This is a genomic window from Pseudomonas sp. PDM10, assembly GCF_014852295.1.
In the GTDB taxonomy this organism is placed as follows: Bacteria; Pseudomonadota; Gammaproteobacteria; order Pseudomonadales; family Pseudomonadaceae; genus Aquipseudomonas.
This window is the reverse complement of sequence record NZ_JACVBJ010000001.1, coordinates 337209-349602: the sequence shown is the minus strand read 5'-3', so window position 1 is coordinate 349602 and position 12394 is coordinate 337209. Positions and strand designations below refer to the sequence as shown.

The following is a 12394-nucleotide window of genomic DNA, read 5'->3' as shown; positions in this document are numbered from 1 at the left end:
GTAAATCAGACTGTCGGACTCTCGCCTTGCGTTCAGACGAGCGGTGAAAGCACCTTGCAAATCGACAATAAGCGGTTGCCAGGAAAGACTTTGCAGCGCAATGATCAAGTCAGCGAAAAACGCTATGACGGTCTAGATTCATAGTGTTCACGTTTACATTTCCGGGCAGGAAAGGGGCTGCCCATTGCGCGTCTTGTTGTGCGAATGTTTCCTTCATCCAAGGGAAAAACAGAGCCTGTATGGAAGGAGAAGTTGATGCCTTACCAACCGAATGACCTCCTGAGCCGTCATTTTGAAGAAAGCGGCCACGACCTCATCAGCAAGGTCGAAGAGCAACTCAACCTGGTTTCACCCAACAGCCCGAACATCCCGATCTACCGCGACATGATCCTGACCGTGCTACGCATGGCCCAGGAAGATCACAACCGCTGGAATGCCAAGATCACCCTGCAAACCCTACGCGAACTGGAACATGCTTTCCGTGTGCTGGAACAGTTCAAGGGGCGGCGCAAAGTCACCGTTTTCGGCTCTGCCCGAACGCCGATAGAACATCCGCTGTACGGTCTGGCCCGAGAGCTAGGCGCGGCGCTGGCGCGCTCAGACCTGATGGTCATCACCGGTGCCGGTGGTGGCATCATGGCGGCGGCCCACGAAGGTGCTGGCCTGGCACACAGTTTGGGATTCAATATCACCCTGCCCTTCGAGCAGCATGCCAATCCCACAGTGAATGGCACCACCAACCTGCTGCCTTTCCACTTCTTCTTCACCCGCAAGCTGTTCTTCGTCAAGGAAGCCGATGCGCTGGTCCTGTGCCCTGGCGGTTTCGGCACCCTGGATGAAGCGCTGGAAGTGCTGACATTGATCCAGACTGGCAAAAGCCCGCTGGTGCCCGTGATATTGCTGGACGCTCCCGGCGGCAAGTTCTGGCAAGGCGCATTGGACTTCATCCACCATCAACTGGAGGAAAATCGCTACATCCTGCCGACCGATATGAAACTCGTCAGTCTGGTCTACAGCGTGGAAGAAGCTGTGGAGCAGATCAACCAGTTCTACAGCAACTTCCACTCCAGCCGTTGGCTCAAGCATCAATTCGTGATCCGCATGAATCACAAGCTCAGCGACCAGGCGCTCGAACACATGCAGGAGGCATTTGCCGACCTGTGTCTGAGCGATCATTTCCATCAACATGCTTACAGCGGAGAGGAACACGACGAACCGCAGTTCAGCCACCTGGCGCGACTCGCTTTCACCTTCAACGCCCGTGATCATGGACGCCTGCGGGAACTGGTGGACTACATCAACCTGCCAGAAAACCTGGCGCAATCCCAACCCCAGGCGCAACAGCGCTCGCGGGAACCATCCAAGGTTACGTAAGCAAAAAAAACGGCCCGCTATCGAAATAGCGAGCCGTTTCAGTCAATCGTCCATCCCTCTACCGCTGAACAAGCGGCTGATCATTTCCATGGAATATCCCCGATAACTCAGGAACCTGCCTTGTTTGGCACGTTCCCGGGCGTCTATCGGTAAATGCCCGGAAAACTTTCGCCGCCAGGTGTCTTCCAGTTGCTCCTGCCAGTTGATACCGCTCTCGCGTAAAGCAAGTTCGATGTCGGTACGTTGCAGGCCGCGCTGGCTCAACTCTTCGCGAATACGCAAAGGGCCATAACCGGAACGGGAACGGTAGGAAACAAAGCTTTCGAGATAACGGGATTCGGACAGCAGGCCTTCTTCCGTCAAGCGGTCGAGTGCCGTGTCGATCATTTCAGGGAGAGCGCCGCGTTGACGCAGTTTACGCGTCAACTCGACTCGACCGTGCTCGCGTCGCGCGAGCAGGTCCATTGCGGTTCGCCGCACCGCGACGAGTGTATCGAGTACGGCGGTCATCGGATCAATCAGATATCAGCGTCAGCCAGGTCATCAGCAGTCTCTTTGACTGGCGATGCTTTAACGTCCGGCGCTGGAGTCAGCAACTTGTCGCGCAGTTGCTTCTCGAGCTTGGCGGCAATTTCCGGATTGTCTGCCAGGAACTTGGCCGAGTTAGCCTTGCCCTGACCGATCTTGGTGCCTTCATAGGCATACCAGGCGCCGGACTTCTCAACGAAACCGTGCAGCACGCCCAGGTCGATCATCTCACCGTTGAGGTAGATGCCCTTGCCGTAAAGAATCTGGAACTCAGCCTGACGGAACGGCGAAGCCACTTTGTTCTTCACAACCTTGACGCGGGTTTCGCTACCGACGACTTCATCACCTTCTTTCACCGCGCCAGTACGGCGGATGTCCAGACGAACCGAAGCGTAGAACTTCAGCGCGTTACCACCGGTGGTGGTTTCCGGGCTGCCGAACATCACACCGATTTTCATACGGATCTGGTTGATGAAGATAACCAGGCAGTTGGCGTTCTTGATGTTACCGGTGATTTTACGCAGCGCCTGGGACATCAGACGGGCTTGCAGGCCCACGTGCATGTCACCCATTTCGCCTTCGATTTCAGCCTTTGGAACCAGAGCCGCCACGGAGTCGACGATGATCACGTCAACCGCATTGGAACGCACCAGCATGTCGGTGATTTCCAGGGCTTGCTCGCCGGTGTCCGGCTGCGAAACCAGCAGGTCGTCGACGTTGACGCCCAGTTTGCCGGCGTATTCAGGGTCAAGGGCGTGTTCAGCATCGACGAAGGCACAGGTCGCGCCGGCTTTTTGAGCCTGGGCGATCACCGACAGTGTCAGCGTGGTTTTACCGGAGGATTCAGGACCGTAGATTTCAACGATACGACCTTTTGGCAGACCGCCAATGCCGAGCGCGATGTCCAGACCCAGAGAGCCAGTGGAGATAGCCGGGATCGCCTGACGGTCCTGATCGCCCATACGCATTACGGCACCCTTGCCGAATTGACGTTCGATCTGACCCAGGGCCGCAGCCAAGGCTTTCTTCTTGTTGTCGTCCATTAAAGTCCTCACGTAATCAATAAGGCCTGACGGCCAACACCTGTATAAGTAGCCAGTATTATTCCACAGCGTTTCAGGATCGCCTACCCCTGATTTGAGATTTCTCCAGCGGTATGGCGCAGCAGCCCCTCTAGCGCGGCCTTGACCGTTTGTCGGCGGACCTCGTCGCGGTTTCCGGGGAAGTGCCGGACCTCGCTGAACACCGCCTCCCCGACGCCCCAGGCTAGCCAGACGGTGCCCACCGGTTTGCTCGCGGTACCGCCGTCCGGCCCTGCAACACCGCTGACCGCGACGGCAAAACGCGCATGACTTTTCTCCTGCGCGCCTCGGACCATGGCCTCGACGACCTCGCGACTGACCGCCCCCACCGTCGAAAACAACTCGACCGGGACATTCAATTGCTCGGTTTTCTGGCGATTGGAATAGGTGACATAACCGGCCTCAAACCACGCCGAACTCCCCGGAACCCGGGTGATCGCCTCGCTGATCCCGCCGCCGGTGCAGGACTCTGCGGCGGTGACGTGGGCATTGAGAACCTGCAAACGCCTGCCAAGTTCAGCGGCCAGTTGGGTGATTTCTTTCACGGTCATCTCCTGAGCAAGCGGAATGAGAACTACCGTACACGAGCGTAACGCGCTTGCAAGGCGCAGGATCGATCAAAATGTTAACGAGCGAGGGCTCTGATATAAGCCTGACAGGCCTGCAAGGCAATCAGTCCGCGGTCGCCGGCGTCGGTGATGGCGATAATTCGCTGAGCATGCGCAGGGTCAAGTCGGGCGCGCGCGATTCCATGATCCACGCGGCTGGCTCCGGAGGCGGTTGGCACTGCACAGACAGAGGCCGCGTCACGGGCATCGAGGAGGACTGACAGGCGCACATCAGCAGTGGCAAGACGATCGCGCAGGCGACCTTGATCACGTTGGGCATCGCTAAGCGCTCGGTAATGGGTTTGTTCGCTGGTCGAAAGACGCTGCTCCAGTGCTAGACGCTTGTCCTGCTCGGCCTGTTGCTGCGTTGCGACTGCCAGAGTCAGTTGATTCAGTACCTCGGCGTGCAGCGTGGCCTGTTCCGCCAGTTGCCGGCCATAACGCCAATCCTGAAAGCGCCAGGCCAGCGCCGCCGAGCCGCCGGCCAACACAGCCAGAAACACAACAACGCCAATGACGTGGTAAGGCACCGGGATCAAACCGAAGGCTGGCATAACACCGCCCTCGCCCGAGCCCAGAGTTGCAAGCGATCCTGCAAACCGTTCAGGCCGCCGTTGATGCGACGGGTGATGCTGTTGAACTGGTCGCGGTCGGCCAGTTCATTGAAGCCATTTTGCTCCCAGAACCACGCGGCTGACTCGGCGGCCCATTGCGGTTGCTCCAGTAGTTCCGGCAAAAACAGTAAACGATCATCACCGAAGAGTCCGAGACTGCATTGACGGTAGTTGTTGCGCCCGGTGATCTGGATCAGTCCACGGCCTCGGTACTTCTGGCCGTCACCGTCCGCCTTTGGAGTGTTGCCCAAACGAGCCGCAAGGGTGCCAGTGTCATATTTGCTCAGGTATTGGTCATTGCCCACTTCACGCACGTACTGCAATTGTCCAGATTCATGGCCGACTTGGGCGAGGAAAGCGGCGATGCGTTTGAGGGTATTGATATTGCGGTGGGCCATGGCGCTGTTGAGGGCGGAAATGAAAACGCCCGCTTGAGAGCGGGCGTTGGGAAAAATTTGTTGCAACTGCGTTGAAGTAAGAGACATGGTTCATGTTCCATTTGCCGTTGTTTTAAACCAGACCGGCGCCAGGGGTTTGCTGAAGTCTTTTGGAAAGTTGGCTAGCGAGGGCCAGTCGCGCAGATCCTGTCGGTAATCCAACAGTTCATGATATTGATCGCTGCTCAAAGTCAACGGAGTGCCGGCAGCTTGCTCATCGCGATCACGGTCGACCAGCCATTGGCTGGCGGCCAGTTCCTGGTTCCGCCAGGCTCGGGCAACTGTGGCTGGTTCAGGTTCTGCCTCCGGATCGTCTTCCAACATGGCGAGCAATGGCACACCACCACTCGCCAGCCATTGCTGGTATTCATCCCAGAAACGGTGATGCCGAGGCACGGTTGCTCCGTCAGGCAGACGAATGACCGTGGCCGGATCTTCAGTGAGTTGATAGTGCATAGGGAAAACCTCCTTAAAGTTCGGCATCGGCAGTGGCGTGAATGTAATAAGTCTGAGTAACCAGCCCAATATCGGAGTTATCTACCCAGATGCCGCGAGTCGACACCCCAAAAGGTCGAGCATTAGCCGATGAAACGTCATCGCTCCCCGAACGCCATTGCCCAGCGACTCCCTTCGAAGTAGTGGCAAACAAACTGAGACTTGGAATAGTTCTCTTCTCAACCTTGAAGGTCCACTGAGCCATGGGTTGTGAAGCAAATCCCGTCTGGCCCTGTCTCACGGTGGACAACAGTGCACCGTAGGGACCTGTCATGCTTCCAGGCGGCAGATCCTGGCTATAGGTTTTTTCGTAATAACGCTGGCACAACATCAACTCATCGCCAGGACTACGGAGTTCGAACGGCGTCGACACCCGCCCCTCTTCCAACTGGATCTGTGCCAGGTCTATCACCTGCAAAACATTCAAAGGCAGGTCGAAGGAGAGCCGCAGAAAGTCATTGCCGCTACTTCCCAACGTTTTGCCTGCCAGGGACGGTATTTGAATCGTCGCGCTGTATCGGGTCCAGGAAGTTTTGAGTTGAAAGCTGCCAACCGGCGTCACTGTATCCACACTACCGCCCGCTCCGAAATACTGCGCGACAGTCACATTGATCTGACGCGCCGTGTCGGCTTTGGCCCAGAACGTCAGCGTCGCGGTTTTCCCCGCCAAGGTCCTGACCGACTCGATAGCCTGGGAAATTTTATGCACGCTGGCGCCAACGCCCGCGGTGATTTGCTGCCAACGCATAAAGTAACGGGGTTCATTGGGCACCTCGCCCTGACCCAGCGCAAAGCTCTGCCGGGAAATATTCACCCCGGCGTTTCCGTTCCAGTCGCAACGAAAACGGTCAGCGATATAGGCACCGGTGTAAGGTCCCAAGTTGACCGTGCCGCGCTGCCAGATATCGAAATTGCCGTTAATCATCAGATTCTTGCGATAAACCTGCACCGGAAAATTCTGTTGCGGGTCGAGTTTGGCCAACTCTTTAATGGCCAGGCTCAGTTGATCCGTTTGATTCTCGGAAGGCATCAGCCCCGCGGCGGTGATGGCGTTGAGAATTTCCTGGGTGACGCTATTACCCCAGCTGGCTGGAATCAGGGAGCCGGGAGTTCCTGCTATCGGATTTTCATCGGCAAATCTACCGTTGACCAGTCCTGCACTGGGGACACTTTTTGGATAGTCCATTTGACCTACTCAAGTTGAAGGGCATAAACACAGGCAATGCAGTTACTCGGTCGAGCCTGGAACCTGAGGCCAGTGGATCTCTGCAGGAAAGGTTACTTGCCGTTCAAGGCGATTCAACTCAACGCTGTAGAGCTTCCACTCCATCAATGCCAATTGCTCATCGTGAGTGGCGTCGCCGATATCTTCGGCGTATTGAAGCGGGGCTATACGCAGGACGGCGTCACGAAGTAGCGCGTCTCGTTTGGTCAGCACCTGATTCCTGGTATCCGCTAGCCGCGCCTGGTCGTCCAACTCCCAGGCATTATCACGCCAGACATAAAACTCCCCCGGCCATGGAGCAGTAGTAAAGGTCTCGGGCAATTCCCCAAGTTCACCCCACATCTGCTGCGCCCCACCCTCTTTGCGATACACCAGACCGCGTCGGTCGATCACTTCGCGCGGAACGTTGTTGACCAGCGCCCATGTACGGCCGCTTTCTGGTGGAGGTAATTCAAATGAGAGTTCAACAGCATTACTGGGCAGTTGAATGCCGATCCCCGGCGTCACGAAGAACTCCACCGGCCCCGACAAGGCGCCCGAGTTATCAATCAGATAATTAAACATGGACACCTCAGATAAGTTTGATACGGCCGGGAAAGGCGATGTTGCGTGGGCGAGTCTCTGATCCGCCGGAAAATCCGGTAGCACCGGCTTGCCAAAGTGAGTAGTTGTTGGAGCCGCCGCCCATCATCTGTGTGCCGAAGGAACCGGCACCCGGCGTTGAGTGGTTGTGAGACTCGATTTGGCCGGCCTGCCAGCTACCCGCCGCACGGCTTGCATCTACCGCACGCAACTCATCAAGAACTCGCACAAACTCACCACGGGCCTCTGGGCTACGGAAGGTCGTGGCGCCGTCGCCCGAGGTCCACATTCCCTCTTTACCCGCGCGCAACGCTTCGGTGGTGAGCATCCCCGACGCCTGCGCGTGATCCCAAACCCACGGCCACTCGGTACGATTGAACAGATATCCATTGAGCACACCATATCCACCCGGCATCACCGTCGAAGAGGTCTCAAAAACTACCCGTCCCAGCGTCGTACCGTCATACCGCCCAACAGGCCACCAATTACCCGAGGCATCACTGCGCAGATGCCACCAATCGCCCGCCCCCATCAACACCAAAAACGGATAGCCACCCGCTCTCAGATGGGTGTGAAACTTGATGGAATCTGTGTCCGAACAGCGAACGACCAACCGATTAGCAGTGTTATCCACCCGTCGCACGATCACATCACGAATCCCCAAACCGGTGTTGGCCACTGGCAGGGTAACGGTGGTGGCCCCAGGGTTTGCATCAATCAGCACCAGACCGAGCTCTTCCGGCGCCAGCAGCTTCGATGCCGCTAGCCGGGTCACCACCGGACGCATCGGACTGCTCACACCGATAATCGCCTGAATCGCCTTCAATAACTGCCCCGTGTCCGCCTCCAACGGCGCCATCCCGGCGCCAGCCACCACACTCAAAATCTCCTGCGTAACGGCATTGCCCCACACCGCCGGAATCAACGATCCAGGTGTACCAGCCACGGGGTTTTCATCGACAAACCGTCCATTGACCAGTCCGACACTGGGGACGCTTTTTGGATAATCCATTGTTTGTGCTCCCTGTAATAAAGCTCTGCATGGCTATTGGCACAACAGCGCAGCAGCTTGTGTTTGAATAAAAACAAAACGCCCACGGGTGAGTGGGCGTTGGGTACAGCGGATATTTCGAATGAACTAGCCAGCCAGGTCGCTCACCACCTTACGGATAGCGGCAATCGCCTCATCACTGACTTGATTGGCGAGATCGGTTTTGCCTTTGGCGATATGAATTTTGATTTGTTCTTTAGCTTTCAACCGAAGGGTTCGAAGTGTCAGCAGGCTTTCATTGAATTGAGCGGCTTTGGCAATGATCTGATCGGCCGCCTGTCTGGCGGTTCGACCTTTGACGACCCAGGCGGACACTGACAGCGGCACCGCTTTTTTCGGATAGCCTTCAGCAATGAAAGCTTGGGCATCGGTGGCGGCGTGGGCGTATTCCATGGCCTTAAGCGGCTCACCGGCCAGGGTTTTACGCGCGCTGTCTGCGGCCGCATCGACCTTCGCACACAGGCGCCCGGCTTCCTGTTGCTCCAGCATCGCCGCTACCGAAACATCCACTATCCATTTTTCACCGTCCCAACCATGGGCTGGCGAAGGTTGGGCAGGACGAAGTCCGCCCTCAAATTGATGAAGTTCTTGAATAACGTTCATCGAATCAACTCCCAGGAAAAGTTAACGTTGACCGCAGCAGAAAAGTTGACCGCTATACCATTTGAATAGTCAGGTTGAGAGAAGAACTTGATGCCCATAGAAAAAAGCAACTCATCACTGGTAGCAATCCCTGAGTTAAACGTATGCTCGGCTTGATACGTCTGCCAAAGCGAACGTAATTCCGAATGATCGAAGCTAGCGGTCAGAGTGGAGACCGTCGCATCGTTAACGACGTTACTTGTAAAAATACAAGCCGAAGCACCAGCTGTTGCCCAACCATCCCAATTACTCACCCCCGTGCTAATCGGCGATAAATAAGAGTAGTTGCCGCCCGCCCATCCCCCCGGCGCGAAAGAAACGCCAGTAATTGCCGTTGGATGAGGAGTCGGATTGCCCACCACAAGGCGTGCAGCACGGGCTTGGGGATCCAGCGGTAGATAAACCACCCCATTTCCGTTCACGGTCTGGGTCCAGGACAGTCTGCTGCGGTTGTAGATCAGTCGTATCACTGGCGTCGTGCCTGGGGCTGCGGTCACAACCCATGCGATACACATATCCAGCGGCGTGGACTGGAAACCACCGCCTGCCGCGCCATTGACGGTCCCCTTCAGCCCCTCAGGTTGTGCGTCATACAAAGCACCGCGCTGCATGTAAAAAGTCAGTGCATCGCCGTTCACTTGGACCCGAAGAAAATAACTGGACATCGGCAACAGATCCGTACTGCTCCACGCTTGAGTCGTAAATGTTCGAGGTCGGCCCAACTGCCCCGCAACGACTTCCTGTCCGATACTGACAAGTACCCCCGCCGGAATCGAAACCTTGCCGCCATTCGAAGCCGCGGCGACCGGCGTCACCGGCAAACGCCCATCAGCCGTCGCCACCGTAGCTGGCGGCAACGACCCAATCGGCAACGCCGAATCCAGACTCCAGCCCTTGGCCGAAATGCTCTGAATGGCTTTCAGCAATTGTTTGTAATTCGTCTCATCCGGCATCAAATCCCCCGCCTTGATGACGTTCACTATTTCCTCCGTCACCCCATTGCCCCAAGCCGCCGGAATCAACGACCCCGGCGTGCCCATCAACGGATTTTCATCGACAAACTTCCCATTCACCAACCCGGCGCTGGGCACACTGTTCGGATAATCCATTCCTCTACTCCCTAGTCATAATTGATGTGCACCTTGGTATGCGCCGGTGCGCTGCGATGGATCAGGCATTCCAGGGCCGAGCCCGGGTTCGTGCCAAACCGCTCACCCCAGTAGCTGGCGCCGAAACGTCGGCCCAGCAGCTGGCGGCCACCGGTATTGAGCGTCCACATGAAATGCGCCTGCCATGTTCCGAAGTGCGCCTGGCCAAACCGGGCCCGTCCCATTCGCGGGACTTCAAGCTCGGTGATGGTGGCGTTCGGATAACCTTGGCTCTTGGCGATCTCGACGTAGTAGCTGATGGCTTGGCTGCCAACAGCGAGCAGTCGCCGGCGTACGGCGAGGCGACGGTCGTCGAACAGTGGCGTCGCGCCCAGGCATGGGTCGGGCAGGTTCATCACCCGCTCCCAGTCCGGCACCAGTTCACTGACGCCAGCCGGGTCCATTTCGTTGAGCAAGTCAGCGGCGCGAGCGTCGAGGCGGGCCAGTTCCTGGGCGACGCCTTCAAGGACTTTTTCGAGTTCCGGGACCTGCTCCGGGTCCCACGCCGGACCGCTGGGTAGCAGGCTGCGCAGTTGGGCCTGGTATTGCGCGGCGGTTCTGATCACTGCCATACGCAACCTCCGAAGGTCAGCAACTGGTTGCTCTCGGCTTCGACGTCTGCGACAGGTGACTTGAGATCGTGATCACTTTCGCCGGTCGCGCTGCTGATGGCTTCACGGATGTGACTCACCAGCAGAGTGTCGCCCAGGCCGCCTTCGCGGTTATGCAGATCGCGCAGTTGCGCCTCAACGGCGGCGCGTACGGCCGTGGTGTCAGGCTTCAGGCTCAGTCGGTAGGTCACCGGCACTTGTACCGGCGGCAGCACACGCAACTCAGCGGTGACTGGCCGCAGAGGTTCGATGTAGGCCTGGACTTCAGCCAGTTGTTCAGGATTGGGGACGGGTTGCACATCGTCGTCACGCATGATGTACAGACTGACAATGCCGGGGCCAGGATAGCTGCCGCGACACCAGGCACGGGTCACCCCCGGACATTCGAGCGCCCAGGTTTCGTAGTCTTGTGCCGAACCGCCGTGAGGAATGATCCGGTAAGAACGAATCACCCGGGACCGCAGGGACTCCAGACTTTCCCGAGCGATCCCGCCGGTCAACCCCGGCGCCAGCACCGTGAAGCTGTTGCCGGTAATGCCCAGAATCGGCTGCACCGGAATCAGCGTCATGCCGGCGTCGGCATTCCCGAGGCTGCCGGCCTCGAGGGCGGCGATGGAGGTGCTGTTGAGGCCGTTGCTGGTGGTGCGCGAAGCGGTCACTTTGTAGGTGCGACCGTCGTTCGATTGCAGCAGCGTATCGACATCCAGCACAGCGCCAGCGCTGGCGGTAAAGCTGACGCTGCCACTGGCCGATTGTGCGGCTTTGCGCGGCTGGTTCAGACGCAGTGCGGCGATCCTTTCCAGGGTCGACTCATCGGCCTTGTCCGGGAGGATCTGCTCGGCGATCCAGTTCAGATAGCCATACAGGCCATAGGCGGCGCCACCGAGGGTACGGGCCAGCACTTGCGCATCGGACTGGCGCAGCGAATCGCTGGCCAGGTCGCTTTGGGTGCGTTTGATCAGCACCGGCAGCGAAGGGGTTTCAAACGGCATAGATCACCTGCCAACTGTTATCAGGATTGATGTCCAGACGCTCGCCGTCGGCCAGAGTCAGGACCGTGCGCAGGTTCAGGCGCTGGGCGTCGAGGCGTTCGCTGATGATGTCGATGGCGCTGCAATGGCCGTCGTCGATCAGCCATTGCAAGGCTTCGCGGGCATAAAACTCGGCGTCCATCTGGGTCTGTCGGGTCAGCTTGACCCGGCGCAGCAGCCACAGGCGTGAGCCGATACGGTCGTCCGCGACCGTAGGAAAGGTGTCGCCCCACCAGCCGAAACGTTCTTCGTCATCGAGGGCATCGTCATCGGCGGCGCGGCGCCAGGTGAACAGGCTGATCAGCACTGAACGGGTCAGTGCAGCGTGGAGGTTCTGGCTGATAAACATCACTGGCCTCCCGTCGGCACGCCGGTCTGGCCGTTGCCCACCTGCACGCCGACGTGCACGTGCTTGATCTGGCTGATGCCAGCGGCAATCTGATCGCCCTGAGAGACGATCTTGCCGGTCTGGGTCAGGGCCGGGGTGTCGATGTTCACGGCGGTGCTGGCGCGGATGTTCAGGGTGGCGGTTTCGATGTCGATGATCCGTCCACGCTTGAAGTGGATCTTGTCGCCTTCGTCGGTGTAGATCGCGACTTCGCCCTGGGCCAGTGCCTTGAGGCGATAGCGGCGGTCGGCGACCACCAGCACGACGGCGTGAGAACGATCACCACCCAGAAACGTGGCGATGCCTTCAGCGCCAGCCAGCGGATTGCTGGTGAAACCGTAGGGTTCGAAGTGCTCCATGTCGTCGTTCACTTCGCCGGCGGTGAGGCGCATTTGCAGCGATTGAAGCTTGGTGGCCGAGTTGGCGAGCACGACAGTGCCGCGCGCCAGGAGGCGTGTCAGTAGGCTCATTGGGTTTCCTCTGGAGTCGGGCCGAACACAGAACACTGTGGGAGCGGGCTTGCCCCGGGCGGCGTTCCGACGATGGCGGTGGATCTGTCAGATAGATGTCGAATCAAC

16 protein-coding genes are annotated in these 12394 nt (G+C 58.1%); 1 reads left to right on the top strand and 15 read right to left on the bottom strand.

Annotated elements, in window-relative coordinates; all coding sequences use genetic code 11:
* The first annotated feature begins 255 nt into the window (after positions 1–255).
* Positions 256–1374 (top strand): TIGR00730 family Rossman fold protein, encoded by a 1119-nt coding sequence (locus tag IB252_RS01640; protein WP_111450984.1) that lies wholly within the window; start codon positions 256–258, stop codon positions 1372–1374.
* 42 nt (positions 1375–1416) lie between these two features.
* Here the strand turns inward: IB252_RS01640 and recX are convergent, their stop codons facing one another.
* The 15 genes from recX to IB252_RS01565 all read right to left on the bottom strand — a co-directional run bounded on the left by recX (position 1417) and on the right by IB252_RS01565 (position 12286).
* Positions 1417–1884 carry a recombination regulator RecX gene (recX, locus tag IB252_RS01635; RefSeq protein WP_046046277.1) on the bottom strand — a complete coding sequence of 156 codons (468 nt, stop codon included), beginning with the start codon at positions 1882–1884 and terminating at the stop codon, positions 1417–1419.
* Between the two features lie 8 nt (positions 1885–1892).
* Entirely contained in the window at positions 1893–2945 is a 1053-nt protein-coding gene (gene recA, locus IB252_RS01630; RefSeq protein ID WP_007907270.1) for a recombinase RecA, read from the bottom strand.
* Positions 2946–3028: 83 nt separating this feature from the next.
* Complete coding sequence (locus IB252_RS01625) at positions 3029–3529, bottom strand: CinA family protein (RefSeq protein WP_192406436.1); 501 nt, start codon at positions 3527–3529, stop codon at positions 3029–3031.
* Positions 3530–3609: 80 nt separating this feature from the next.
* Positions 3610–4146 (bottom strand): lysis system i-spanin subunit Rz, encoded by a 537-nt coding sequence (locus IB252_RS01620; protein ID WP_192406433.1) that lies wholly within the window; start codon positions 4144–4146, stop codon positions 3610–3612.
* Entirely contained in the window at positions 4128–4691 is a 564-nt protein-coding gene (locus IB252_RS01615; RefSeq protein WP_192406431.1) for a glycoside hydrolase family 19 protein, read from the bottom strand. The genes IB252_RS01620 and IB252_RS01615 overlap by 19 nt, the downstream gene beginning before the upstream one ends.
* Positions 4692–4694: 3 nt before the next feature.
* Complete coding sequence (locus tag IB252_RS01610; protein WP_225607254.1) at positions 4695–5099, bottom strand: phage tail assembly chaperone; 405 nt, start codon at positions 5097–5099, stop codon at positions 4695–4697.
* A 13-nt stretch (positions 5100–5112) separates the two neighbouring features.
* A complete protein-coding gene (locus IB252_RS01605; protein ID WP_192406427.1) occupies positions 5113–6324 on the bottom strand; it encodes a carbohydrate binding domain-containing protein in 1212 nt (403 codons plus the stop codon).
* A gap of 42 nt (positions 6325–6366) precedes the next feature.
* On the bottom strand, positions 6367–6927 hold the full coding sequence (locus IB252_RS01600) for a tail fiber assembly protein (protein ID WP_192406425.1): 561 nt from the start codon (positions 6925–6927) through the stop codon (positions 6367–6369).
* Between the two features lie 7 nt (positions 6928–6934).
* Positions 6935–7957, bottom strand: coding sequence for a phage tail protein (locus IB252_RS01595; RefSeq protein ID WP_192406423.1), 1023 nt, complete (start codon positions 7955–7957; stop codon positions 6935–6937).
* Between the two features lie 126 nt (positions 7958–8083).
* Positions 8084–8599, bottom strand: a complete 516-nt coding sequence (locus IB252_RS01590) for a phage tail protein (protein ID WP_192406421.1) — start codon at positions 8597–8599, stop codon at positions 8084–8086.
* Positions 8596–9747: a phage tail protein gene (locus IB252_RS01585; RefSeq protein ID WP_192406420.1), complete on the bottom strand. Its 1152-nt coding sequence runs from the start codon at positions 9745–9747 to the stop codon at positions 8596–8598. Before IB252_RS01585 ends, IB252_RS01590 begins: the two co-directional genes overlap by 4 nt.
* Positions 9748–9758: 11 nt before the next feature.
* The gene (locus tag IB252_RS01580) at positions 9759–10358 is read right to left on the bottom strand and encodes a YmfQ family protein (protein WP_192406418.1); all 600 of its coding nucleotides are present in this window, start codon (positions 10356–10358) and stop codon (positions 9759–9761) included.
* Positions 10349–11389, bottom strand: coding sequence for a baseplate J/gp47 family protein (locus tag IB252_RS01575; RefSeq protein WP_192406417.1), 1041 nt, complete (start codon positions 11387–11389; stop codon positions 10349–10351). The genes IB252_RS01580 and IB252_RS01575 overlap by 10 nt, the downstream gene beginning before the upstream one ends.
* Positions 11379–11777 (bottom strand): phage GP46 family protein, encoded by a 399-nt coding sequence (locus IB252_RS01570; protein ID WP_038979177.1) that lies wholly within the window; start codon positions 11775–11777, stop codon positions 11379–11381. Before IB252_RS01570 ends, IB252_RS01575 begins: the two co-directional genes overlap by 11 nt.
* On the bottom strand, positions 11777–12286 hold the full coding sequence (locus IB252_RS01565) for a phage baseplate assembly protein V (RefSeq protein WP_192406416.1): 510 nt from the start codon (positions 12284–12286) through the stop codon (positions 11777–11779). The genes IB252_RS01570 and IB252_RS01565 overlap by 1 nt, the downstream gene beginning before the upstream one ends.
* Between the last annotated feature and the right edge of the window lie 108 nt (positions 12287–12394).

Bases quoted from the DNA above. Each gene is read 5' to 3' on its own strand.
- IB252_RS01640 (WP_111450984.1), top strand. From the start codon at position 256: ATGCCTTACCAACCGAATGACCTCCTGAGCCGTCATTTTGAAGAAAGC.
- recX (WP_046046277.1), bottom strand. From the start codon at position 1,884: ATGACCGCCGTACTCGATACACTCGTCGCGGTGCGGCGAACCGCAATG.
- recA (WP_007907270.1), bottom strand. From the start codon at position 2,945: ATGGACGACAACAAGAAGAAAGCCTTGGCTGCGGCCCTGGGTCAGATC.
- IB252_RS01620 (WP_192406433.1), bottom strand. From the start codon at position 4,146: ATGCCAGCCTTCGGTTTGATCCCGGTGCCTTACCACGTCATTGGCGTT.
- IB252_RS01615 (WP_192406431.1), bottom strand. From the start codon at position 4,691: ATGTCTCTTACTTCAACGCAGTTGCAACAAATTTTTCCCAACGCCCGC.
- IB252_RS01610 (WP_225607254.1), bottom strand. From the start codon at position 5,099: ATGCACTATCAACTCACTGAAGATCCGGCCACGGTCATTCGTCTGCCT.
- IB252_RS01605 (WP_192406427.1), bottom strand. From the start codon at position 6,324: ATGGACTATCCAAAAAGTGTCCCCAGTGCAGGACTGGTCAACGGTAGA.
- IB252_RS01600 (WP_192406425.1), bottom strand. From the start codon at position 6,927: ATGTTTAATTATCTGATTGATAACTCGGGCGCCTTGTCGGGGCCGGTG.
- IB252_RS01595 (WP_192406423.1), bottom strand. From the start codon at position 7,957: ATGGATTATCCAAAAAGCGTCCCCAGTGTCGGACTGGTCAATGGACGG.
- IB252_RS01590 (WP_192406421.1), bottom strand. From the start codon at position 8,599: ATGAACGTTATTCAAGAACTTCATCAATTTGAGGGCGGACTTCGTCCT.
- IB252_RS01585 (WP_192406420.1), bottom strand. From the start codon at position 9,747: ATGGATTATCCGAACAGTGTGCCCAGCGCCGGGTTGGTGAATGGGAAG.
- IB252_RS01580 (WP_192406418.1), bottom strand. From the start codon at position 10,358: ATGGCAGTGATCAGAACCGCCGCGCAATACCAGGCCCAACTGCGCAGC.
- IB252_RS01575 (WP_192406417.1), bottom strand. From the start codon at position 11,389: ATGCCGTTTGAAACCCCTTCGCTGCCGGTGCTGATCAAACGCACCCAA.
- IB252_RS01570 (WP_038979177.1), bottom strand. From the start codon at position 11,777: ATGTTTATCAGCCAGAACCTCCACGCTGCACTGACCCGTTCAGTGCTG.
- IB252_RS01565 (WP_192406416.1), bottom strand. From the start codon at position 12,286: ATGAGCCTACTGACACGCCTCCTGGCGCGCGGCACTGTCGTGCTCGCC.